This window comes from Photorhabdus aballayi, assembly GCF_026153155.1.
GTDB classification, from domain to species: Bacteria; Pseudomonadota; Gammaproteobacteria; order Enterobacterales; family Enterobacteriaceae; genus Photorhabdus; species Photorhabdus luminescens.
Map to the genome: position 1 here is coordinate 26,174 of NZ_JAPFCD010000020.1, position 23,926 is coordinate 50,099.

Genomic DNA, 23,926 nt, shown 5'->3' on the forward strand with positions numbered 1-23,926 from the left:
TTTAACCAACTTGAGGATGGAACTTAAAGCATAACGCAGTTGTTTTACCCACGGCTTTCCCAATAATGGCAAGCAATTTTCGCTGCCAGTTCAGCGTTATTAAGTACCAACTGAATATTGGCAGATAGGCTATCACCCCCAGTTAACTCAGCCACTCTGGATAACAAAAACGGCGTACACGCTTTTCCAGTTACTCTCTGTTCTATGGATTCTCGTACTGCCCGTTCGATCGCAACGTTGATCTCCGCTTCCGGCATGGCGTATGGTTCAGGGATAGGATTGGCAATCACCAAACCGCCCTGTAATCCAGTATCCCATTTTACTGCCATCGCCTGAGCTATTTGTTCTGGGGAATCCAGACGAATATTGACGGGGAATGGGCTGGTACGACAGAAGAACGCCGGCAAAACATGAGTCTGATAGCCAATTAATGGTACACCGTGAGTTTCAAGATATTCTGTTGTCAGGCCAAGATCCAGAATGGATTTAGCACCAGCACAGACTACCGCGACACTGGTTTTCGCTAACTCCTGTAAATCGGCAGAAATATCAAAAGTCTGTTCCGCGCCACGGTGCACACCACCAATACCGCCGGTAGCGAAGATTCTAATCCCGGCCATAGCAGCAATAATCATGGTAGAAGCAACCGTCGTCGCGCCATTTTTTCCGGCAGCGATAACAAAGGGTAAATCACGACGACTGACTTTAGTTATCTTGTCACCTTCTCTACCTAAAAACTCTATTTCTTCATGCGACAGACCGGCTTTCATCATCCCATTGATAACAGCAATTGTTGCAGGAACAGCGCCATTTTCCCTGATTTTCCGCTCAACTTGTCGCGCAGTGTTTACATTTTGCGGATAAGGCATTCCATGAGCAATAATGGTCGATTCCAACGCTACAATCGGTTGATGATTCTCTAAGGCCTCTGTAACTTCTAGGGAAATATCCAAATATTCATTGCTAATAGCATGATTTTTCATGAGATTGTAATTCCAACAGTTTTTGGACACTGCCATTTGACAGATTTGGATTATTAGTAAATTCGCAAGAGAGCGTGAGTGCAGAGCATCCTTGGGCAAAGCGAACACTTTCTGCTAGTGTCATATTTTCTAGCCAGCAGTTCACCAGTCCAGCCATCATGGCATCTCCGGCGCCTGTTACATTGACAATCTTGATACTGATGGGAAGTGACCACCCCGCCACGCCATTACTTTCACTAAAGTAGACACCCTCTACGCCCATGCTGAGTACTAACCGCTGCACACCTTGATCGTGAAACCACCGCGCCACTGCCGGAACATCGGTAGGTTGGGTAATTTTCATTCCACTCAGTGCTTCCGCTTCCAAACAATTAGGTTTTAAGGTGTGGATATAGGAAAGCCAGTTTTTAATCTTAGGTGCTTTAAATGCGGATACTGTATCCACAAATACCGGCACTGTTCCGGCATTAGTCAACAGCCAAACCAAAGCTTCTTCAGATAAATTGCAATCAATAGCCAATACACCAGCATGCTGAATAAGATCACAATGATTCGCTAACAACGATGGCGTCAGTTTTTCCAAAATATGCATGTCATTGATGGCGACTAACATCTCACCACCGTCATCTAATAAGGAGACATATGTCGAGGTATTTTCACCATAAAGCTTATAGCAGTAGTCGATATTAACGCCTGCGCATCTGGCCTGATCCAGTAAAGTGCTACCATAGAAATCATCGCCAACAACAGAAATAAGATGACATTCTTTACCTAATAACGTGATATTTTGGGCAATATTTCTGCCTACACCACCAGGGGTACATTTTATTTTTCCTGGGTTAGAATCTTGATAAATGAGTTTATTTGATGCATAACCGCAAACATCCATATTAATAGAACCAACCGCTACTACATAATTGTGGTCAGATAAAATATAACCTTTCCCTTTTATATATCCCTTATTCATTAAATTCATAATATGACCAGCAACACCTGAGCGACTTATACCTAAAATATCGGCAATTTCCTGCTGAGGAATTAACGGATCTCGTCTCAGAAGTTGCAATATTTGTTTTTCCCGATTCGTCATTTTTAGACACTTGTTTGTTCTTAAACACACGTTTGTTTTATGTGTTAAAAACAAAACAGTAAAGCAAGATTTTTTATTTTACAACGAAGTTGAGAGAATGATCGTAAGAGTATATGACTGGATTTTCAGCCTGATTTTATGTGATAACTATCAAGTTAAATCCGGTTGAAAAATCATTTTTTCTGAATATTAATAATCAACCGGTGTTTTATGCTAGAAATAAATTCAATAAAACAAAGCACTAAGTAAACCCTTATCGAAGGCTAACAAATGTTTGGATATACCTTGAAATGGTGAAAATTATTTTTCACCATCTGAAACATGTTTCATTAAAAAGTGATCTGTTTCACATTAAAAAATATACTTCATAGCCGAAAATATCCGCGAACAAATTATATATGCTGAGATTAGAACAATTCTCACGTTAAACTTCACCCTATAAAGAATAAATATAAATAGTTTAACTCTATTACACTTATAAACAAAAATGCTTATAAACCTCTTGCTCATATAAACAAAAATGTTTATATTTATTTTCAAGTTAAACAAACAGGAGGAGGCAGTGAAGCAAAGCGAGTTTCGCCGGTAGCTTAAAGCTCAAAGAGAAGAATTTAAAGATGGGACTAACCATTTGAAAGTTTTCTTGAACGGTAAGCAAACCACGATGCCAAGGCACCCTAGTAAAGAAATCCCAGAACCGCTGAGGAAATTAATATTAAAACAGCTAGGCATCAAATGACAGACCGGCCCTAAGGGGCTGGTTACTCGCATAACTTCACTGAGTAAAATATGCGATACCCAGTAAAATTCGAACATGACGAAACAGGTTGGGCTGTGATATTCCCAGATATCCCAGAAGCCTTAACAGGCGGAGATACTAGAGAAGAAGCGTTAGCTATGGCGCAGGATGCTCTGGTTACTACATTTGATTTCTACTTTGAAAACCGGCGCGAAATACCAACACCATCGACTGAAGGAGAAGCTTTTGTCGAAGTACCAGCCAGTATAGCGGCTAAGGTTTTACTGTTGAATACGATGCTTCAAACAAGAACAAGCAACGCAGAGCTTGCGCGGTTATTGGGAACCCGACCGCAAGAAATTCAACGTATAGTGTCATTAGGTCATAGCACTAAAATTGACACCATCGCGAATGCGTTAAATGCCTTGGGAAAACATCTAGAACTTGTTGCCATTTAAACATCACCATCAAATAGTCTTAAACCTTGCCACAGCAAGGTTTAAGTAAATGACTAAATTTAAATTACGGCCTAATTACCATTTATCTCGATAGTCAAATGATATTTGATACCAATATTTATCTGTTTCAATGTTATTTTTAAAATATGATTCAAGTGTTGGCACCCATTCTTTTTTTACATCTAATGCACCATTATTAATATTATCTTCAATAGGAAGCCCTAATTTTTCTATTACTGAACCATCATCTCCCAGATCTCTAGAATATTCCTCACCAATAAACTCTTCCGTTTTTCTATCAAACCACGCAATGTTTAACTTTAGTCCCATAACTTACCTCATAAAAATTTTTTAATGCTACATTTTAGATCAGCCGCTGCTAATTGCTTACCTGTTTTATTAAACAAAAAGTACACATTAATACTATATATAAACACAGACAATTAAAGTAGAAACAGATCGATCTCAAGCAATTAATTACCGCAAATATTAAACCTGACAGCCTAGTCTACACAGATAATTTTGCCAGCTATGATGTATTAGATATATCCGATTCTAAACACTATCGAATAAACCATAGCACAGAGTTTGTAGACGCTAAAAATGGTCAAAATCATATCAATGGGATAGAGAATTTTGAAACCAGGCCAAACGTCATATGCGTAGATTTAATGGCATACCAAAGGAGCATTTTGAGTTGTTTCTCAAGGAATGTGAGTGGAGATTTAATACACTGGGTGTAAAAGACCAATTACACTTTCTAAAACAAATAGTTAAAGGTAAAATATAATCGCTATCTAGGACAACCCCTTAAATTCTATTTTTCTTATAAATATCAGGACGAACAATTTGCCAAACAAAGTTATCTGATTTTACCGGCGAATAACCCGTCTTTTCATATAACCAAGGAGCTGTGGTAGTAACCAGCATAATTCTTCTGAGCTTTACTATTTGAGGATGTTCCAGACAACACTCCATCATCCAACGTGCTAATCCTAACCCCTGATAATCATCCAAGATAAAAACATCACATAGATAACCAAAGGTCGCGAAATCAGTCACAATACGCGCAAATCCTATCTGCCGCGAATTTTCGTACAAACCAAAATTTAAGCTATTTTCAATTGATAAATTCACAGTTTCTTTATCAATTCCTTCTGCCCAACTCATTTTTGCCAGAAACTGATGAATAAAATTAATATCTAATTCATGTTTATCCGTAGAAATAATATAACCATTCTTTTCCCAACGATTTAACTTTTCCATTTAGCTTCCTTATTAAATAAAACGATATTAATTACCCTTTAATCATAATAATCAAAGAATAGCATTCGTCAAGATATATTATAAAAATTTTCTCGTAGAGAAACCCAAGTTATAATAAGTAATCATCATTTTTTTAAGTAAGTAAATTCAATAAGCTAATGATGAAGTGTATTCGTTATTACCATCAAGATAGGATTATATAAAGAACTGACTCTCTATTCATCATATAGCTCAATCCTTCTAATCGCTAATCCTTACCTGACATATCGGGTTCAATTCAAACAAGGTAGCTTTATACTCTGGTGATTGATATGTAAGTTACCGTTTTTTAGCTATAGTAATAATAAATACATTATGTCCATTTTTTTCATCTTCCTTGATATTTTCTATAGCTTCTTTATTATTTTTTTCCACCTTTTCTAAGTCATTCCCCGGATTCACTAATCCATCCCAAATAGCATCTAACCTAGCCTCAAATTTTCCGGTGTTACAATGCCAAATAAACCCTTCAATACGTGAAATTACTAAATTCTTATTAGTGGCAATTTCACAGACTCCAATTGCCGCTTGAGGTGTTAACTTCATTATCACGCTTCCACCTAAGGTAAAAAATTCATTAGGATTAGTATAAACACGCAACTTATCTATAGATATACTCATTTTATTTACTCCACTTAATTCGACTATCAGCCTTCCAACCAGAATCCGTTTTATCCACTATACCCGTTATCTTTCAAGTTGCCTCTTTGTTGGCTGCACTCACTCACCCCGGTCACATCGTTATCTATGCTCCCGGGGATTCGCTCCCTTGCCGTCGCGATGCATCTTGAAATTCATAGGGTATATCTGAGTAACCTCTCCCATTCTATCGTTTACTACTATATATCCATTCGTGATATATCGTTTGACTAATAATTACAGGTCAAAATAAAAATAAGAATAAAAATATTAAAATTCAATTAGTTGCAGAAAAAAGCAAGCGCACCATATTATGGTGCGCTTCTAAAAAGGGATGTACTGCTATTTTACAAATTATCGATCATTATCATCAATAACAGATTATTTATATTAGAATCCATTATTTATTTACCGCCGCAAATGTCTCAGCAATACGTGCAACATTACGATGGTTAACACCTGCCATACAGACTCGGCCATTACCGACCAGATAAACAGCAAATTCTTGGCGCAAGCGATCCACCTGTTTCTGACTAAAACCGGTATAGCTGAACATCCCGCGCTGTTTCACAAAATACTCAAAGTTTTTCTCTGGTAATACGGTTTTCAACGCATCCACCAGCACCGTGCGCATTTCCAAAATACGCAAGCGCATATGTTCAACTTCTGTCAACCATTGTGCCTTCAAAACAGGATCAGTCAGTACTTTCGCCACAACCTGCGCACCAAAATTCGGCGGGGTAGAGTAGACGCGACGTACACCCGCTTTTAACTGCCCAAATACCCGCTCTTTGGTCTGTTCATCATCACAGATGACAGACAAACCACCCACGCGCTCACCATACATAGAAAATATCTTGGAGAAAGAGTTGCTCACCAGACAAGGCAAACCGGCTGTCGCCATAGCACGAATGGCATAAGCATCTTTTTCCATACCATCCCCAAGCCCCTGATAAGCAATATCAAGGAATGGCAGTAATTCTCTCTCTTTAACAATCTGAACAACTTGATCCCATTGATCATTGGTCAGATCCGATCCGGTTGGGTTATGGCAACAAGGGTGCATCACAATAATGCTTTTTGCCGGCAATTTCCTGAATGTTTCCAGCATTTCATTGAATTTTACCCCTTTAGTCTGTGTATCAAAATAAGGGTAATAGTTCACCTTAATACCAGCCCCCGCAAAAATAGCGGCGTGGTTTTCCCAAGTTGGATCACTGCACCACACTTCTGAATCAGGGAAATAACGATGCAGAAAATCAGCACCGATTTTAAGGGCGCCAGAACCGCCCAATGATTGAATCGTTGCCACTATCCGCTGTTTCAATACCGGATGATCTTTACCAAATAACAGTTCCTGAACCGCAAGACGATATGATTCCAATCCCTCCATCGGTAGATAAAGAGAAGCCGTCTGTGACAACGCTCTAAGCTGTTCTTCTGCGGTAGCCACTGCCTGCAATTGCGGAATCACACCCTGCTCATCGTAATACAGCCCGATACTCAGATTAATTTTTTCCGTGCGAGGATCTTTTGTAAACTCTTCAGCCAGCGAAAGAATAGGATCACCAGCATAAGCATCAACATTCTGGAACATCAGGCTCTACTCCTTATCAGTCAGTTATTTAATAAACAATATAACCTACAGCATTATTCGTCCAGGTATTCCATCACCACTCTGGAAGTGAGTTTGGTCACCAGTTCATAAGTAATGATACCAGTGCATTCAGCAATCCGTTCCACTGGCAGCACATCTCCCCAGAGCACCACTTCATCACCCACTTTATCTGTCGCATCTGGCCCTAAATCAACAGAGATCATGTCCATTGAGACACGACCAGCAATCGGCACTTCACGACCATTAATATGTATTGGCGTTCCCGAAGGCGCACTGCGCGGATAACCATCACCATAACCAATAGCCACAACACCAAGATAAGTATCACGTTCACTGACCCAAGTCCCGCCATAGCCAACCGATTCACCAGCTTTATGCTTACGAACAGCAATTAAGCTCGACTTTAAGGTCATTGCTGGGATCAGGTTAAAATCCGTGGCCGTTTTATCAGACAATGGCGATACACCATACATCATCAGCCCAGGACGCACCCAATCTTGATGGACTTCCGGCCACAACAGGATACCTCCCGATGCATCAATGGATTTTTCTCCCGGTTTGTCAGCACAGAAAGCCTGAAAACAGGCTATCTGCTGGCAAGTGGTGTCTACCGTTGGCTCATCAGCTCTGCCAAAATGGCTGACAATATTGACGGGCTGTTGCACATTTTTACAACGACTTAGCCGTTGATAAAATTCTTCGGCATCTTCCGGCCTTACACCTAAGCGATGCATCCCGCTATCCAATTTCATCCATACTTTTATCGGATGAGATAATTTAGCCTGTTCCAGCGCTTCCAACTGTTCAATGCTGTGAACCACGGTTTCAATATGGTTAGCAACCAATGTTGGTAGATCAGCCGCACCAAAGCATCCTTCCAATAACAGAATCGGTTTGACAATACCACCATGACGCAACGTCAATGCTTCACCAATTCGCGCTACACCGAAACAATCGGCGTCATCCAGCGTATGTGCTGTCTCCAGTAAACCGTGGCCATAAGCGTTTGCTTTCACAACTGCAATCAGATTGCTTTTAGGGGCGATCTCCCTTACCCGTTGCAAGTTATGTCGCAGAGCGCGGCGGTCAATAACTGCGGTTGCCGCTTTCATTCTATTCCTTAAATTTATTGATTCTTTGGTAGTTAATACTTATTCGTCGTCATAACTTGGTCCGGCGTAGTTATCAAACCGCGACCATTGACCATTAAACGTCAGGCGAACTGTACCGATTGGACCGTTACGTTGCTTACCAAGAATAATTTCAGCCACACCTTTCATGTCGCTGCTCTCATGGTAAACCTCGTCACGATAGATAAACATAATGAGGTCGGCATCCTGCTCAATAGAGCCGGATTCACGTAGATCAGAGTTAACTGGGCGCTTATCTGCCCGCTGTTCAAGGCTACGGTTGAGCTGAGAAAGTGCAACCACCGGTACTTGAAGCTCTTTAGCCAAAGCTTTTAGTGAACGGGAAATCTCCGCAATTTCCAAAGTACGATTATCAGATAAGGCCGGAACCCGCATTAATTGCAGGTAGTCGATCATGATCAGGCTCAATCCGCCATTTTCGCGGAAGACACGCCGAGCACGGGAACGAACTTCGGTAGGCGTCAGGCCAGATGAGTCGTCAATATACATATTGCGTTTTTCCAGCAATATCCCCATCGTACTGGAGATCCGCGCCCAATCTTCATCATCAAGCTGACCGGTACGGATACGGGTTTGATCCACCCGTGAAAGGGATGCCAGCATACGCATCATGATCTGGTTGCCGGGCATCTCAAGACTGAAGATCAAAACAGGCTTATCCTGCATCATGGCTGCGTTTTCACACAGGTTCATGGCGAAAGTGGTTTTACCCATAGAAGGACGCGCAGCCACAATGATCAAGTCTGATTTTTGCAAACCTGCGGTTTTCTTATCCAGATCCTGATAACCGGTTGAAACACCGGTTACACCATCGTGAGGACGTTGATAAAGTTGCTCAATCCGCTCGACGGTTTCTTCAAGGATCTGTTCTATTCCTTTCGGCCCTTCATCTTTACTAGCACGATTTTCAGCGATCTGGAACACCCGAGATTCGGCCAGATCCAATAATTCTTCGCTGCTCCTGCCTTGAGGATCATAACCGGCATCTGCAATTTCATTTGCAACTGCGATCATCTCGCGGACAACAGCACGTTCGCGGACAATATCCGCATAAGCATTAATATTAGCCGCACTTGGCGTATTTTTAGATAATTCGGCCAGATAAGCAAAACCGCCTACATTATTCAGTTCCCCACTCTGCTCAAGGGATTCCGATAATGTAATCAGGTCGATAGGGTTGCCCATCTCCAGCAACCGCTGCATTTCAGCAAAAATGCGCCGATGTGGACGGCTGAAAAAATCATTGCTAGTAACACGTTCGGAAACATTATCCCAACGTTCATTATCCAGCATTAAACCGCCTAACACAGACTGCTCTGCTTCCAAAGAGTGTGGCGGAAGTTTCAGCCCTTCCATTTGGCGATCTTTCGGTTCAGCCATTTTGTTGTGAGTTGATTTTTTTCCCGCCATGAATCCCGCAATAATCTACTGATAAATCTGCAACAGCACATGAGTATACGCTATGAAGTGCCTTGAGTAATTACATATAGTTTGTAATTATTTCTGACACATTAAAGCCCGTTTACAATCAGTTCAACTACTACGCGCACACACATTCCCCTTATATTGATGAGGTTGAGTCATGGCAAAACATATCGAATTTTCCTCTATTGGCGGCCCCGAGGTCCTGCAATATTCTGAATTCACCCCCAGAGCTCCTGCTGACGATGAAGTACAAGTAGAAAATAGAGCGATTGGAATCAATTACATCGACACTTATATGCGTAGCGGACTATACCCACCGGCACAATTACCGAGCGGTCTTGGCACTGAGGCCGCAGGCGTAGTGACCAAAGTGGGTTCCGCTGTGACTACCATAAAAGTGGGTGATCGTGTAGTTTATGCGCAATCAACTTTAGGCGCTTACAGTGAAGTGCATAATGTCGCGGAAAGCAAAGTCGCTGTTCTGCCAGATACCATCTCCTTCGAACAAGCCGCTGCTTCTTTTCTGAAAGGGCTGACTGTTTACTATCTTCTGCGCCGTACCTACAAAATCCAGTCAGGCGAACCCTTTTTGTTTCATGCCGCCGCTGGCGGCGTCGGGCTAATTGCCTGCCAATGGGCAAAAGCTTTGGGTGCAAAACTGATCGGAACGGTTGGCTCTGATGAGAAAGCACAACGCGCTAAAGATGCCGGTGCATGGCAGGTCATTAACTATAACCGTGAAAATATTGTCGAACGGATTCATCAAATCACCAACGGTGAAAAAGTCGGTGTAGTTTATGATTCTGTTGGTAAATCGACCTGGCTGGATTCACTAGACTGCCTGAAACGCCACGGGTTGATGGTCAGCTTTGGCAATGCATCCGGGCCAGTTACCGGTGTCGATTTAGGGATTTTAAATCAGAAAGGCTCACTGTTTGTTACCCGCCCTTCTATCGCCGGCTATATTTCAACTCGCGAAGAATTGGATGAGGCGAGCAAAGAATTGTTTGATCTGATTGCCAGCGGCAAAATTAATGTGGATGTCCCAGAAAATCAGAAGTTCCCGTTAAGTGAGGCAACAAAGGCACATCAGATTCTAGAAAGTCGAGCAACGCAAGGATCAAGTTTACTGCTCCCTTAGCGGTAAGATGAGCGGGTTATTAACCAAATCAACAAGTCTAATTCCTCATTATGCCGCAATTGCCTGCACGAGTAACCTTAGACCGGAGAGCAATGCTGGCTGAATATTTGAAAGATAAAACAAAACAATACCCCTCCTGGTAGGGGTATCACACCTCAAACAGGTAAGTAACGATAAGATTGAGGCGCTGTTATCCCCTGACCAAGCATATTTAAAGGCAGAGGTTTATCGTATTTTTTAACATTACCAATACTAATTGCAACAGCCTTTTCTCTTCCTTCAAAATAACTATCAAAAAAATCCTTTGTTGTGCCCGCAAATTGATGAGTCATCTCCCATACAACAGAAGGAGCATCAGAAATAATATCTTCAATTTCAAACTCACCAACAACCATTCCGATCGGCATAGTCGCATATATAACAACAGATTGAACTTGATTATTTTTAAAAGCAACTTTCCTAAATTCAAATTTCTTTGAACCATCAAGTATTCTATCAACATATTCTGGTTTAATTGACAATAAAACTTTCATTAACTTCACTCAGTTTGATAATATTATTAAATTGATCATCAGTTAATTTCATTATTCCCCAATAATCATCATTATTTAAACCGACTTCATTAATGAGTCTATCACGAATAATCCTTTTGGGTAAAGCCATATTATAAGTAAACCTTACTATATATGGATATTTTCTTCTTTTATATTCTTCAATTAATTCTCTTTCACTAAAGACACTAAACTTACTACAATAATCAATATAACTTTCTAACGTTAGGAACTCATCAATAACTCTAACTTCTTCAACAACGCAAATTGAACTAATCACAGATCTATATCGCGCAGGTCCTTGTCCATCAGACGTTCTATATATAACAATGATATCCCCTCTCTTCATATGAAGGACATATTTCATTTATATTTTAGTGCTCAATTCTCATATATAACTGTGCCTTTAATAGCAAAACGAGCGGATACTACATCCGCTCAGTCACCATAGCTAACGCCTGTTCCACAACAGAAATATCCGCTCCCGATTTGTGTGCATTCTCACTAAGATGACGACGCCACTGACGCGCCCCCGGAATTCCTTGAAAAATACCTAAAATATGGCGGGTAATATGACCCAGATATGTTCCTTTTGATAGTTCTTGCTCTATATAAGGATAAAGCGCTTTGACCACGGCAACGGTATCAACCACCGGCATTGAAGCATCAAATAATTCATGATCAACCTGTGCCAGAATAGACGGGTTTTGATAAGCCTCACGCCCAATCATAATTCCATCTACATGTTGTAGATGCTGTTTCGCTTCTTCCAACGATTTAACACCGCCATTAATAGCAATCGTCAATTGAGGGAAATCTTTTTTCAATTGATAAACTCGTGGGTAATCCAGCGGTGGAATCTCACGGTTTTCTTTTGGACTTAAACCAGAAAGCCACGCTTTACGAGCATGAATGGTAAATATATTGCAACCACTACGTCGCACAACGGTATCAATAAAATCACACAGGAATTGGTAACTGTCTTGTTCATCAATACCGATACGGGTTTTAACTGTCACCGGCACATTAACCACATCCTGCATGGCTTTGACGCAATCAGCGACCAGTTCCGCTTCTCCCATCAAGCAAGCGCCAAAACGACCATTTTGTACCCGGTCAGAAGGACAACCGACATTTAGGTTAATTTCATCATAGCCACGTTCTTGAGCAATCTTCGCACAATGCGCCAACGCTTGCGGATCACTGCCGCCCAGTTGTAATGCTATCGGATGTTCTTCTTCGCTATATGCCAGATAATCGCCTTTACCATGAATAATCGCCCCGGTTGTCACCATTTCGGTATATAACAGCGTTTGCTGACTTAATAAACGATGGAAATAACGGCAGTGACGATCTGTCCAGTCCAACATCGGGGCGACGGAGAAACGGTTAAGGCTATATTTAACCGTTTCTTTATCTTTTTCATTGAATTTAAAAGTTTTTTCAATTTCTTTACTTTGGTGCATTGCTATACTTTTTAGATTATTTTGACATTCTCAGTACCCCATAAATAGGGGGACCTAACGCGGAGAATAATATTAAATTATGGCCTACTATAGCATAGAGAAACGTCTCCGTACTGATGGCACTATCAGATATCGTTGACAATTGACGCAAAGAAGTATCGCAGGTGATTTATACCCTTCATCTTTCAAGCTGCTGCTTTGTTGGCTGCTTTCACTCACCCCAGTCACATAGTTCTCTATGCTCCTAGGGATTCGTTCACTTGCCGCCGCGCTGCAACTCGAAATCTATTGGGTATAATGTAGAACCGTACAGTTTGCTATCAGGAATATTTTTGGGGAAAGCGCGGAGTACGTTTACTACTTTAGTATAATTATTTCGGCTTTAAGGGATAAACGGGACCAAAGTCCCATTCCTTTTACTGATATTGAACATTGAAGTTAATAACCGCGCCACACGCTGCTGCATAACGTTCCAAAGTCTTCATACTTGCGCCAAGAGGATTTTTTTCAAGCCTATTGATACCTGATGGTTTGATACCAATTTTCTCTGCCAGCTCAGTCTTTGACATGCCAGAACGTTCACGCATCTCAAATAATATCTGTATCAGTTCCAACTCCTTGTCGGCTTCCTTATACGCAGCGATAGACTCCGCGTCATTCAACATCAACTCCTTCAATTCGTTCAGTGATACTGGTTTCATTTGAACTCCTTAAGCCTCATATGGGCTGTCTTGATGGCTGCTGCCGGGGTTTTCTCAGTCTTCTTCACGAATGCATGTAGCAGATAGATCTTCTGACCTCTCGCAAACGCATACAGTGACCGGGCAATGTCTTTATCTCCTACCCTTAGTTCAAATATACCACCGCCGATAACTCGGCTATGTGGCATCCTGAGAGCATTGCCTTCAATTGCCAGACGTTCTATTAACCTAAACATCCTACCACGTATCTGAGATGGCAATGTGGCAAGTTCAGTAGCAGCGGCTTCATGAGTAAGTATAGTATCGGCAATATCATTAAAAGCCGTCGCCTAACACAAGAAAAAGCCGCTCAATTGTTAGGCATGACTCAACCCCGTTTATCTAACATGCTACGTGGGCAATTCCGAGGTATCAGCGAGGCAAAAATGTTAGATTGCCTGAATCGACTAGGGCGTGACGTTCAGATTGTGATCGGGAAACCGCGCCGGACACCCGGTAGCCTTAAAGTCGTTTTTTCTTAATACAACTTTCACAATAGCCCAATCTTCTGGGCTATTTTTTACCTGCTGTAAAAAAACTTAAACCTGACTCCTGTCAACAGCTCCAGCTAATGCGGAACTGTGAGACCTTTATTCTAGCCAGTAGATCGGCAAATAATTATTAAGTACTACCTAATCAGTGCCAATATCATCATGCCCTTCTTCAAATTCCCATTGAATATTATATTTGTCTATAAAATAAAAATATCTGATCTTACCTATAATCTCACACGTTTCTTGTTTTAAAACAGCGTTTTTTTCATCCTCTTCGTTAAAGAAGATAAATTCATCACGGGTGATTTCATCTATTTTGTATGGCTTATATAATGGCGATGAATTTATTAATCTGACATCAGGCGAGTTTTTTATATGCTCAAATACACTATCTATATTTTTTACTCTAAGACAAATATGCCCAATACCTCCAATATCATTAACTTCTTTTATTTCAATCCTTTTTGTTCCAGTTGGATTATGATATTCCATTAATTCAATAAAAACCCCAGCACCAGGAATTTCCAGAAATGCTATTGATACATCTACCTGTTCAGGGTTATCAATAAAACCTGCTGATTTTGCAAAACCCTTATTTTTGAAATGAGGAAAGAATTGCCTAGGTATTGCCCCAAATAGATTTTTATAAAAATCTATTGCCGCCATCATATCATCTACAACAATATTAATATGACCTAATCCTTTAAAGTCTATCATTATCTTTCTCCATTAATTTATATAGAGTGTAATTCCACACGAAATAAAAATAATTAAATAAAATTATCAATCACATCCGCTAAAGTCAAGTTATAAATCATATAATAATAACTTAATCAATTGAGAAATAATCACTATAAAAATAAAAAACAATGAAAAAATTAGTTTACAGTAGATAATCAACAATTAAGATTTAAGTTTAAAGCCTGATATTCCCCCAAAAATCAAACAGATCAATTTTTGGGGTGAATCAAAGAAGTTGCGTCTATTTATCTCTCTGGTTTTTCAGGCCAATCAATATCCATTGCCTGTGAAACATCTATCCGATTAAGTTTTACCCTGTATTCTTTCCATGCCAATAAAGCCATTTTCTCTTCCTCAATCGCAATACCTAAATCAACAGCATCTTGCAGTGGTGCAATTTGATTTGTTGCCTCAGCAATGAGTTGTTGTTTTTGAAATTCAGCATATTGCCGTAATGCATCTTCCGTTGGCGGGGGAATATCTGCCCACTCCGGCAAACCTTTTTTATTGGCTACACGATGTTTTCCTTCTGGCGCATGATTAGCAGCATATTCCTGATAAATATCATCACCGACTTCTATAATATCATCCGGCAATGAACCAGCAGTAATATAATTTTGTTTCAATTCTACCGGGTAGAAAGCATTCGTTTTTGCACTGTAATAATACATAATTAATATCCTATCGCTATCCAAAAGAATGGGCTATCCCATTTGGCGTTTACCCAAGAATTTAATAAATCGAAAGATGAATGATCAATTACATTTACATAGCCAACAGATGCCCCCATAAAACCCATTTTACTTTGAATAGAATTAATATTGACGGCATAATGGGTATTGGAAAAACTAATCGGCAATTGAATACGCTCTATACGGCCAGCATCAATGACCTTAGTACGCCCCCATTGATAGATAACGCCGGTATCTCCACATTTCCACCAACCATTAATCGCTTTACTGGCAGAATTCTTATTACCTTTAGCATTAACTTGGTTATCTACTTCTTCTTTTGTGTACACCCCAATATCCACGGCATCCAGATCAATATTCTCAGATAATTCCTTACCATTCACTTGCCGAATGTTGGGCACTCTGCCATTAATATTCTCATTTAACGAAGTTATTATTTCCTGGACAAGCTTTTGCGTGACTGCCAGCGTATTACTATCGCCAAGTACATCTGTAAGTTGAATAACACCTTTTTGTGTTAATGAAGCACTTGGAATTTCTATTAAAGCTTTTTTCTCTAAAGCGGTATTTAATTGGATAGTGAGTTTGTCTATATCTCCATCATCCAAAACATCATCACTACATTGTGTAGCGATAAAATTAGCCACCACCGATGATATAGTTGACGACTGACGCAAGACCTTATTTAATAAATCAATGGAAATAACATTAGGGAAAATCCCCATATTCAATTCCTGACGTTCTTCATATTCTTCTTGGGAAACAATATTAGCATCAGGACCAACGGAAAAGGCTTTAAAGTCATTCTTATTACTCATGAGTTCTCCTTAAGGAAAAAACTTATGCTTTCATTAAATAAGACTTTGAATTAATGAAAATTAAAATATCCACCTAATTGCCGTATATAACTTTAGATCTTATTTAAATAATAGCCTTTTTCTGACAAGGAATGATGAAATATTTTTATAACTTAGATAAATTAACTATTTTCTTATAGTTAGCACTGTTTAATAGATCAATTACTTGTGAAACCCAATTTATGGCTAAGCTGTTCATTTACATTCAGCATCCGAATCCCCTCTGTTTTAACTGCTCTCTAAAAATTCAGGTAAGCAAATGAAATAAGCGACTATACCTTAATTTAAATTTTGTGATGTTCCTCTCACAACAAAGAATCGCCAGTTCCAATAGGCTTCGCCAGCTTATAAAAACATTCTTAAGGATTTATTAGCTTGAATTATCCAGAATAGGTCTATTCTTAATATGTGGACAAGTTCTATTGTCAATACTTATTAAACCTACTAAGTAAGGGAAAATTATATGCCATCAAGAAGAGACGTCATAGTTGGAGGATTAAGTCTTGCTGCTGCCGGTACGCTATCCGCTGTATCCTCAGCCAACGCCGCAACTGCTAACATAAAGCTGACAGGAGCCTACAAAACAAATAGTGCAGAAAAATCCCTTGATATTATTAATCTTTACGACCTGGAAAAAGAAGCACGTAAATTGATTCCTGCCCCCCAATTCGGCTATATCAGCGGCGGTTCAGGCGATGAATGGACTTTACGTGAAAACACCAGAGCGTTTGACGATTTTCAAATTATTCCTCGCTATCTCGCAGGAGTAAAAGAGCCTGACACAACAACTGAATTGCTCGGCAGTAAAGTGGATATGCCTATTTTCATTCCCCCGATGGCAGCACATGGGCTATCTCATACTACCGCTGAATTGGGAACGGCAAGAGGCGCTGCCGCTGCCGGCACACTGTTTACCGCACAAACTCTAGCTAATTCACCTCTTGAAGAGATAGCAAAAGTGAGTAATGGCCCCAAATGGTTCCAAATTTATTTTACCAAAGATATGGGCATTAACCGCGAAATGATACGCAGAGCCAAAGCGATGGGGGCAACCGCAATCGTCTTTACGGTCGATTTAGAGTGGAGTGGTAATAGAGAAACCGATAAACGTAATAAATTTGTTTTCCCACATTCATTACCATTTCCTAATATTCCAGGCGTTCCCGCAGGAGCAAGCTTATCAGAGATTACAGCGCTATTTAAACGGGATCTTGATTTTAATGACCTTGAGTTCCTCGCCAAAGAATCAGGCCTTCCAATCATCGTAAAAGGGATTCAATCCGCCGAAAATGCTAAAGAATGTGTTGAACACGGCGCCGCAGCGATTCAAGTATCTAATCACGGCGGCCGTCAATTAGATACTGTCCCGGCAGCGATCGCTTCATTACCGCACATTGTTGAAGCGGTTGGATCTAAAATTCCAGTCTATCTGGATGGAGGCATCCGCCGCGGTACCCATGTGTTTAAAGCGCTCGCATTAGGCGCTAAAGCTGTCGCTATCGGCAGGCCCATTTTGTATGCGCTAGCATTGGGCGGAGCGCCAGGCGTAACTTCCATTTTAAACCTACTTAAGGATGAACTGAAACTTAGCATGAAACTGGCAGGATGTGCGGCCATTAAAGATATAGAGAGAAAATTTATTAGTTTGATTTAACCCATTAACTAATAAAGTAAATATTGGCCCCGTTTCATTTAGAACAAGTGATTTCAGGAAACGGGGTAAATTATGTTACTTTTTAATAAATCCGAATATTGAAAACAGAAACTTGTAGTAGAGATTTACAAACTCAAATAGACCATCTTCAATGGGGAATGAATTTCGTAGTGACAGACAATATCAGCAAACAAGTCGAACTTTACATTCAAGTTGAAACCACAAAAAAAATAATTAAGCCACTATTTTCTATATTAATTACTTATTTCCCCTTGAAATGTTCTTCAAGGGGAAACATTTCATGTAAATATTAATGAAGTACACGAGACGCTGACAGCTCAGTAATATCAAATTCATAACTTTGTTGTTCTTCCATGTTACTACGTACAACATCTTCTACTAATGCAGAAAAACCTGTCATCATCTGCCTTTCCATGATAACGCCTTTTGGTTCAGGCCACGGTAAACTAGCAATTGGCCAGTCACAATGTGACTTATAATAATTAAATTGTTCCAGCCGTTCTTTAGACCGGTTAAAATCATTACTCCAGTAAGCATTTCCTAGCCGGAAATTTGTATAAAACTCATCAAAATTACCGAAGATTTCATAAACATAATCAGCGGTTTTCAACATATTTTTCCATGCCATTTCTTCACTAATATAACCGGCACAAAAACAGTTACGACTTAAAACAATTGCAAGCCACAAATCAAACCCCCACACTAATGCAGGAGGGCGTTCATTAATAGGTTTGGAGCATTTATGAATATAGTCAGGTGTTACTTCAACTAATTTAGCAAGCACTTTAAACATTTTTCCATCACTAAGAGCAACATCAATAGCAAAATGTTTTGAATGTATCCCCTCCCACAAACCCGTTAGCATTTTCATATACCCGTCTTCATCAATAATTCCCCAGTCGCTATATAATTGGGATTGATGTTCCTGGGTCAGAGATAATGGGAGCAGGCAGTAACGATAGTTATCATGGGCAACTCGTGACTGTAAAGGATAATGCTCTAGAGTTTCACTCCAAAAACCTAGCCAATAGTCACTAACAATATTTAACCGTAATGCCTGGCGCTTCTCTTCTGGTAAAAGAGATAAGCCTGCTTGTTGATAATAACGCCGTTGCTCCCATTCAGGACGCTTAACAATGCGATAAATAATAACAGAGAGTAACATTACACCCAATAATGCTATACCTCCTACTTGTGCCAGAAGTAAATAGTCGGTATTAGGGACAGATACATTACCTATTATAAATAAAACAATTGCTACAGATAATACAATACCCATACATACCGCAATTACAAATAAAACATTAATCAATGCATATAATGCTCTTAGAAAAGGTAACTTTCTTTTTTCACAGATAATATGCTTCATTACCTGATAGCCTTTGACAGGGAACTGTCTATAATGAGGCTGATTTTGTAAAAGCTCTTTCATCACAAATGCTTCCTTTCCGAAAATTATCTGTCATATACGATAATTCTTGTCTGTATTATCATAAACTTCAAGAAAACATTATTTTTGCTATTGAGTACCAATTTAGCCAAATTAACTCCATCAGGGGACAATCACAATGAACTTTACTGGATAATATTTTCCATTGAAGAAACATGATAACATCACAATATTATCATCGTACTGGTTGTAAGGGGCGCAATGAAATTGATTAATCAAAAAAAGTTACTGGAACAGGCCGAAGTTATTTGCCAAGCTCGTGGAGTTCGCTTTACTCCGCAACGGCTTGAGGTTTTGCGTCTAATTTCAGCGCAGCCAGGGGCAATCAGTGCTTATGATTTACTGGATTTGCTACGGGAAGCAGAACCGCAGGCCAAACCGCCTACCGTATACCGGGCACTGGAATTTCTGCTGGAGCAGGGATTTATTCATAAAATAGAATCCACCAACAGTTATGTCCTGTGCCACCATATTGAGCAACCAAGCCACACCTCAGCAATGTTTATTTGCGACCGTTGTGGTTCTGTTACAGAACGAGATGGTGGAACCGTTGAATCCGCCATTCAACAGTTAGCAAAAACAGCCGGGTTCAGTTTACGCCATACCGTCATCGAAGCGCATGGCTTATGCTCACCCTGTGAAGAGATCGAATCCTGTACTAAACGAGGTGAATGCCAGCATGACCACAGCATTGAAGTAAAAAAGAAATAGATAGTAAGTAAATACTTACCTTTGGTACAGAGCCAGACTGAAATAAACAACCGCAGAATCACGTTTAAGATAATCATAATCACAACGATAAATTCAATATACCCGTTATCTTTCAAGTTGCTTCTTTGTTGGTTGCACTCACTCACCCCGGTCACATAGTTCGCTATGCTCCCGGGGATTCGCTCTCTTGCCGTCGCGATGCATCTTGAAATCCATTGGGTATAACATGATTCTGCCGGAATATTTCAATTCTTTAACAATCTCAAAAATAACAATTTGATATTTTACTATCAAGACCAGTTGCCGTTACGAATCACCCCAACCGCTAATCCTTCAATTGTCAGACTCTGTTCACTCAAATCCACCACAATTGGCTTAAATTCAGGGTTTTCTGCCAATAATTCAACGCTATTTCCAGTCTGCTTAAAACGTTTTACCGTCACTTCATCTTCAATACGGGCAACAATAATCTGCCCATTACGAACATCTTGTGTTTTATGCACGGCCAGCAGATCACCGTCCATAATCCCAACGTCTTTCATAGACATGCCGCTGACTCGCAACAGGAAATCAGCACTTGGCTTAAACAGTGCAGGATCAACCTGATAATGACTTTCGATATGTTCCTGTGCCAACAGTGGTTCACCTGCGGCTACACGGCCAATTAACGGTAAACCAGATTCTTCAAACAATAAACGGATACCTCTAGATGCCCCTGCGACAATCTCTATCACCCCTTTACGAGCCAATGCTTTCAAATGCTCTTCAGCCGCGTTAGGTGAACGAAAGCCAAGACGTGCTGCAATTTCAGCACGCGTTGGCGGCATCCCCGTTTGCGAAATATGGTCACGCACCAAGTCATAAACTTGCTGCTGCCTTGCGGTAAGTGCTTTCATTTCGTCCCCTGTTTGTTTATACAGTCAATATGTGAGTATATACAGCTAAATAACGATTGGGAACCTACCAGGGTAGAAAATTAGCCAATTATAATATAATACCTAACTATTAAACTAAATCAGGCCATAAAATAGCGCCAAAGGATGGTTCCCCAGACAATTAATGACAACATCATCGTCAGAAAGACAGCCGCCGATCCCATATCTTTCGCGCGACCCGACAGTTCATGGAACTCACTGCCAATACGGTCAACCACTGCTTCAATAGCACTATTCAGGATTTCCATAATCAACACCAACATCACTGAACCAATCAGTAAAATGCGTTCAACTGCGCCGATATCCAGATAAAAAGCAACTATTATAGCCAATATCGCTAAAATTATTTCCTGACGGAAAGCCGCTTCATTTTGCCATGTCGCCTTAATACCTTTCATCGAATATACAATTGCGTTAATGATACGGGTCAAGCCTTTGGATTGATTCGCCATAAATTATTCACACCAAATATGAGGTTATTTAACACTTTTCCCTTTTATTATTGTCTTAACACAACAGATCTCAACACCTGTTTCTGGTATGCTGGCAACGTGTTGCTAACAAGAGGCTTCAAGATATTTATGTCAAGTTGGCGTAAAATATATTATAAATTATTGAATTTACCACTAAAAATACTGGTAAAGAGCAAACTTATCCCTACAGATCCTATTACTGAATTGCGGCTCGATACGACACGCCCGATTCTATACGTGCTGCCGTATCATTCCAAAGCAGACTTACTGGCACTACGTCAGCAATGTCTTGAGCAGGATCTGCCGGACCCATTAAATTCACTGGAGATCGGTGACACTGAACTTCCCAGCTATGTATTTATCGATAATGGCCCACGCGTATTCCGCTATTGCGCGCCAAAGCAGGAATCCGTAAAAATCTTCCATGCTTATCTAGATCTACATCGCAATAATCCAAATTTGGATATTCAAATGCTGCCGGTTTCTGTCATGTTCGGTCGTTCCCCTGGACGCGAAGGGCAGAGCGCCCCATATTTGCGGCTACTCAATGGTATCCAAAAATTCTTTGCCATTCTCTGGCTAGGCCGAGATAGTTTTGTGCGCTTTTCAAACACAGTATCTCTACGCTATATGGCAACTGAGCATGGCACGGATAAGACTATTGCCCATAAACTGGCTCGTGTGGCGCGAATGCACTACTCGCGCCAACGCCTGGCAGCCGTTGGGCCGCGCCTGCCGGTTCGTCAGGAGCTGTTTAACAAGTTACTGGCATCGAAAGCGATAGAAAAGGCGGTCTCTGATGAGGCCCGCACCAAGAAAATCTCACATGAGAAAGCCCGACAGAATGCCATTAACATAATGGAAGAGATTGCTGCGGATTTCTCTTATGAAACGGTACGGCTGTCAGGCCGTGTACTGGGTTGGACCTGGAACCGCCTGTATCAAGGGATCAATGTTCACAATGCTGAACGTATCCGCCGTCTGGCACAGGATGGTCACGAACTGGTTTATGCGCCCTGCCATCGTAGCCACATGGATTATTTGCTGCTCTCCTACGTGCTCTATCATCAAGGCTTGGTACCGCCCCATATCGCCGCTGGCATCAACCTGAATTTTTGGCCGGCAGGGCCAATATTCCGCCGTCTTGGCGCATTTTTCATCCGCCGCACGTTCAAGGGTAATAAACTCTACGCCACGATATTCCGGGAATATCTAGGTGAGTTGTTTGCCCGAGGTTATTCTGTTGAGTACTTCATGGAAGGCGGTCGCTCCAGGACAGGTCGTTTACTCGATCCCAAAACGGGTACGCTGTCCATGACGTTACAAGCGCTGTTGAGAGGCGAATCACGCCCAATTACCATTATTCCAATTTATATCGGCTACGAACATGTGATGGAAGTTGCCACCTATGCTAAAGAGCTTCGTGGCGCAACCAAAGAGAAAGAGGGCTTTTTCCAGATGATACGCGGTTTGCGCAAACTTCGTAATCTGGGACAAGGCTACGTTAACTTTGGCGAACCCATCCCGTTGATCCAATACCTTAACAATCATGTTCCTAGCTGGCGCGATTCTATCGATCCAATAGAATTCCATCGCCCCGAATGGTTCAATCCGACAGTCAGCCAACTGTCTGAGAAGATTATGGTAAACATCAACAACACCGCGGCGGCTAACGCAATCAACTTGTGTTCAACTGCCCTGCTTTCGTCGCGTCAGCGAGCGCTAACTCGTGAGCAACTGCTTGAGCAACTGGATTGTTATATACAGCTCATGCACAATGCGCCCTACGCTACTGATGTCACTGTACCAAAGAAAACTGCGGAGGAGTTGTTAGAGCACGCTCTGCAAATGGATAAGTTCGAGGTAGACAAAGACAGTATGGGTGACATTATCATTCTGCCACGTGAGCGTGCAGTTTTGATGACCTACTACCGCAACAATATTCAACATCTATTAGTACTGCCATCACTGATTTCCTGCATCGTTATTCATCATCGCCGCATCAGCCGCGAAGCGTTGTTAAACCAAGTCGCCATCATTTATCCACTACTTAAAGCCGAGCTGTTTATGCGTTATAGCAAAACAGAGCTGCCAGAAGTGGTTAATACGCTGATCAACGAGCTGACTCGCCAGTGCCTTATCTGCAACAAGGAGCATGGCATGCTGGTGTTGAATCCAGCACGTATCCGCCCCCTGCAATTGCTGGCAGCCGGTGTCCGTGAAACACTGCAACGTTATGCCATCACCCTCTCTTTACTGAACGCCAACCCGGCAATCAGCCGGGGAGTGCTGGAAAAAGAGAGTCGGATGTTAGCGCAACGTCTGTCAGTATTGCATGGCATCAACGCGCCTGAATTCTTTGATAAGGCGGTATTTACTGCATCGGTCAATACACTGCGTGAAGAAGGTTATATCAGTGACAGTGGTAATGCGATTACAGCAAATACTCAGGAGCTGTATCAGGTATTAGGTGAACTGATGTCACCTGAGATTCGTCTTACTATCGAGAGTGTCAGCTTGCCGCCAGAGCATAACGACACCGAAGAGAGTAGTACCAAGGAAGGATAATCTTCTTAAATACTGGTGATAATG

General features: G+C 41.0%; 24 protein-coding genes and 3 pseudogenes. 8 read left to right on the plus strand and 19 right to left on the minus strand.

Annotation, left to right across the window (positions count from 1 at the left end; genetic code table 11):
- Positions 1–44: 44 nt before the first annotated feature.
- A complete protein-coding gene (locus OO184_RS12270) occupies positions 45–983 on the minus strand; it encodes a pseudouridine-5'-phosphate glycosidase (RefSeq protein WP_265379428.1) in 939 nt (312 codons plus the stop codon).
- The gene (locus tag OO184_RS12275) at positions 964–2,073 is read right to left on the minus strand and encodes a PfkB family carbohydrate kinase (RefSeq protein WP_265379429.1); all 1,110 of its coding nucleotides are present in this window, start codon (positions 2,071–2,073) and stop codon (positions 964–966) included. Before OO184_RS12275 ends, OO184_RS12270 begins: the two co-directional genes overlap by 20 nt.
- Before the next feature lie 562 nt (positions 2,074–2,635).
- On the opposite strand from OO184_RS12275, the pseudogene OO184_RS12280 reads away from it, so the two are divergent.
- Both OO184_RS12280 and OO184_RS12285 read left to right on the plus strand, forming a co-directional pair.
- Positions 2,636–2,812, plus strand: a pseudogene (locus tag OO184_RS12280) (type II toxin-antitoxin system HicA family toxin).
- A gap of 50 nt (positions 2,813–2,862) precedes the next feature.
- A complete protein-coding gene (locus OO184_RS12285; protein WP_265379430.1) occupies positions 2,863–3,270 on the plus strand; it encodes a type II toxin-antitoxin system HicB family antitoxin in 408 nt (135 codons plus the stop codon).
- Between the two features lie 75 nt (positions 3,271–3,345).
- Here OO184_RS12285 and OO184_RS12290 read toward each other — a convergent pair whose 3' ends face one another.
- Positions 3,346–3,600 (minus strand): cloacin immunity family protein, encoded by a 255-nt coding sequence (locus tag OO184_RS12290; RefSeq protein WP_265379431.1) that lies wholly within the window; start codon positions 3,598–3,600, stop codon positions 3,346–3,348.
- A gap of 155 nt (positions 3,601–3,755) precedes the next feature.
- On the opposite strand from OO184_RS12290, the pseudogene OO184_RS12295 reads away from it, so the two are divergent.
- Positions 3,756–4,060: pseudogene (locus OO184_RS12295) on the plus strand (transposase); the annotation flags it as partial.
- Positions 4,061–4,080: 20 nt separating this feature from the next.
- Here the strand turns inward: OO184_RS12295 and OO184_RS12300 are convergent.
- The 5 genes from OO184_RS12300 to dnaB form a co-directional block, all read right to left on the minus strand.
- Positions 4,081–4,536, minus strand: coding sequence for a GNAT family N-acetyltransferase (locus OO184_RS12300; RefSeq protein ID WP_265379432.1), 456 nt, complete (start codon positions 4,534–4,536; stop codon positions 4,081–4,083).
- A gap of 318 nt (positions 4,537–4,854) precedes the next feature.
- Positions 4,855–5,196 (minus strand): colicin transporter, encoded by a 342-nt coding sequence (locus OO184_RS12305; protein WP_218117400.1) that lies wholly within the window; start codon positions 5,194–5,196, stop codon positions 4,855–4,857.
- 418 nt (positions 5,197–5,614) lie between these two features.
- The gene (locus OO184_RS12310; protein ID WP_265379433.1) at positions 5,615–6,811 is read right to left on the minus strand and encodes an amino acid aminotransferase; all 1,197 of its coding nucleotides are present in this window, start codon (positions 6,809–6,811) and stop codon (positions 5,615–5,617) included.
- Positions 6,812–6,864: 53 nt separating this feature from the next.
- Positions 6,865–7,944 carry an alanine racemase gene (gene alr / locus OO184_RS12315; RefSeq protein ID WP_265379434.1) on the minus strand — a complete coding sequence of 360 codons (1,080 nt, stop codon included), beginning with the start codon at positions 7,942–7,944 and terminating at the stop codon, positions 6,865–6,867.
- Between the two features lie 39 nt (positions 7,945–7,983).
- Complete coding sequence (gene dnaB / locus OO184_RS12320; protein WP_049582966.1) at positions 7,984–9,393, minus strand: replicative DNA helicase; 1,410 nt, start codon at positions 9,391–9,393, stop codon at positions 7,984–7,986.
- A 172-nt stretch (positions 9,394–9,565) separates the two neighbouring features.
- Between dnaB and OO184_RS12325 the strand changes: the two genes are divergently transcribed.
- The gene (locus tag OO184_RS12325; RefSeq protein ID WP_265379435.1) at positions 9,566–10,549 is read left to right on the plus strand and encodes a quinone oxidoreductase; all 984 of its coding nucleotides are present in this window, start codon (positions 9,566–9,568) and stop codon (positions 10,547–10,549) included.
- 155 nt (positions 10,550–10,704) lie between these two features.
- Here OO184_RS12325 and OO184_RS12330 read toward each other — a convergent pair whose 3' ends face one another.
- From OO184_RS12330 to OO184_RS12350, 5 genes are all read right to left on the minus strand, one after another.
- Positions 10,705–11,082 (minus strand): ASCH domain-containing protein, encoded by a 378-nt coding sequence (locus OO184_RS12330; RefSeq protein WP_132346865.1) that lies wholly within the window; start codon positions 11,080–11,082, stop codon positions 10,705–10,707.
- A complete protein-coding gene (locus OO184_RS12335; protein ID WP_312023699.1) occupies positions 11,060–11,467 on the minus strand; it encodes a hypothetical protein in 408 nt (135 codons plus the stop codon). The genes OO184_RS12330 and OO184_RS12335 overlap by 23 nt, the downstream gene beginning before the upstream one ends.
- Before the next feature lie 61 nt (positions 11,468–11,528).
- Complete coding sequence (dusA, locus tag OO184_RS12340; protein ID WP_049582974.1) at positions 11,529–12,566, minus strand: tRNA dihydrouridine(20/20a) synthase DusA; 1,038 nt, start codon at positions 12,564–12,566, stop codon at positions 11,529–11,531.
- 416 nt (positions 12,567–12,982) lie between these two features.
- The gene (locus OO184_RS12345; protein ID WP_049582975.1) at positions 12,983–13,267 is read right to left on the minus strand and encodes a helix-turn-helix domain-containing protein; all 285 of its coding nucleotides are present in this window, start codon (positions 13,265–13,267) and stop codon (positions 12,983–12,985) included.
- Entirely contained in the window at positions 13,264–13,566 is a 303-nt protein-coding gene (locus OO184_RS12350) for a type II toxin-antitoxin system RelE/ParE family toxin (protein ID WP_265379467.1), read from the minus strand. Before OO184_RS12350 ends, OO184_RS12345 begins: the two co-directional genes overlap by 4 nt.
- 3 nt (positions 13,567–13,569) lie before the next feature.
- Here OO184_RS12350 and OO184_RS12355 point away from each other — a divergent pair.
- Positions 13,570–13,788, plus strand: a pseudogene (locus OO184_RS12355) (helix-turn-helix domain-containing protein); the annotation flags it as partial.
- A 150-nt stretch (positions 13,789–13,938) separates the two neighbouring features.
- Here the strand turns inward: OO184_RS12355 and OO184_RS12360 are convergent.
- From OO184_RS12360 to OO184_RS12370, 3 genes are all read right to left on the minus strand, one after another.
- Entirely contained in the window at positions 13,939–14,517 is a 579-nt protein-coding gene (locus tag OO184_RS12360; RefSeq protein WP_265379437.1) for a VOC family protein, read from the minus strand.
- A gap of 269 nt (positions 14,518–14,786) precedes the next feature.
- Entirely contained in the window at positions 14,787–15,212 is a 426-nt protein-coding gene (locus OO184_RS12365; RefSeq protein ID WP_265379438.1) for a tail fiber assembly protein, read from the minus strand.
- Between the two features lie 2 nt (positions 15,213–15,214).
- Positions 15,215–16,051 (minus strand): gp53-like domain-containing protein, encoded by an 837-nt coding sequence (locus OO184_RS12370; RefSeq protein ID WP_265379439.1) that lies wholly within the window; start codon positions 16,049–16,051, stop codon positions 15,215–15,217.
- A 502-nt stretch (positions 16,052–16,553) separates the two neighbouring features.
- Between OO184_RS12370 and OO184_RS12375 the strand changes: the two genes are divergently transcribed.
- Entirely contained in the window at positions 16,554–17,744 is a 1,191-nt protein-coding gene (locus OO184_RS12375; RefSeq protein WP_265379440.1) for a lactate oxidase, read from the plus strand.
- Positions 17,745–18,054: 310 nt separating this feature from the next.
- On the opposite strand, the gene OO184_RS12380 is transcribed toward OO184_RS12375, so the two are convergent.
- Entirely contained in the window at positions 18,055–19,197 is a 1,143-nt protein-coding gene (locus tag OO184_RS12380; RefSeq protein ID WP_265379468.1) for a DUF1266 domain-containing protein, read from the minus strand.
- Between the two features lie 219 nt (positions 19,198–19,416).
- On the opposite strand from OO184_RS12380, the gene zur reads away from it, so the two are divergent.
- Positions 19,417–19,926, plus strand: a complete 510-nt coding sequence (zur, locus tag OO184_RS12385; protein WP_265379441.1) for a zinc uptake transcriptional repressor Zur — start codon at positions 19,417–19,419, stop codon at positions 19,924–19,926.
- Positions 19,927–20,216: 290 nt separating this feature from the next.
- Here zur and lexA read toward each other — a convergent pair whose 3' ends face one another.
- Positions 20,217–20,822 carry a transcriptional repressor LexA gene (lexA, locus tag OO184_RS12390; protein ID WP_265379442.1) on the minus strand — a complete coding sequence of 202 codons (606 nt, stop codon included), beginning with the start codon at positions 20,820–20,822 and terminating at the stop codon, positions 20,217–20,219.
- Positions 20,823–20,941: 119 nt separating this feature from the next.
- Complete coding sequence (locus tag OO184_RS12395; RefSeq protein ID WP_265379443.1) at positions 20,942–21,313, minus strand: diacylglycerol kinase; 372 nt, start codon at positions 21,311–21,313, stop codon at positions 20,942–20,944.
- A gap of 129 nt (positions 21,314–21,442) precedes the next feature.
- Here OO184_RS12395 and plsB point away from each other — a divergent pair, with 129 nt between their 5' ends.
- Positions 21,443–23,902 (plus strand): glycerol-3-phosphate 1-O-acyltransferase PlsB, encoded by a 2,460-nt coding sequence (plsB, locus tag OO184_RS12400; protein ID WP_265379444.1) that lies wholly within the window; start codon positions 21,443–21,445, stop codon positions 23,900–23,902.
- Positions 23,903–23,926: the final 24 nt, after the last annotated feature.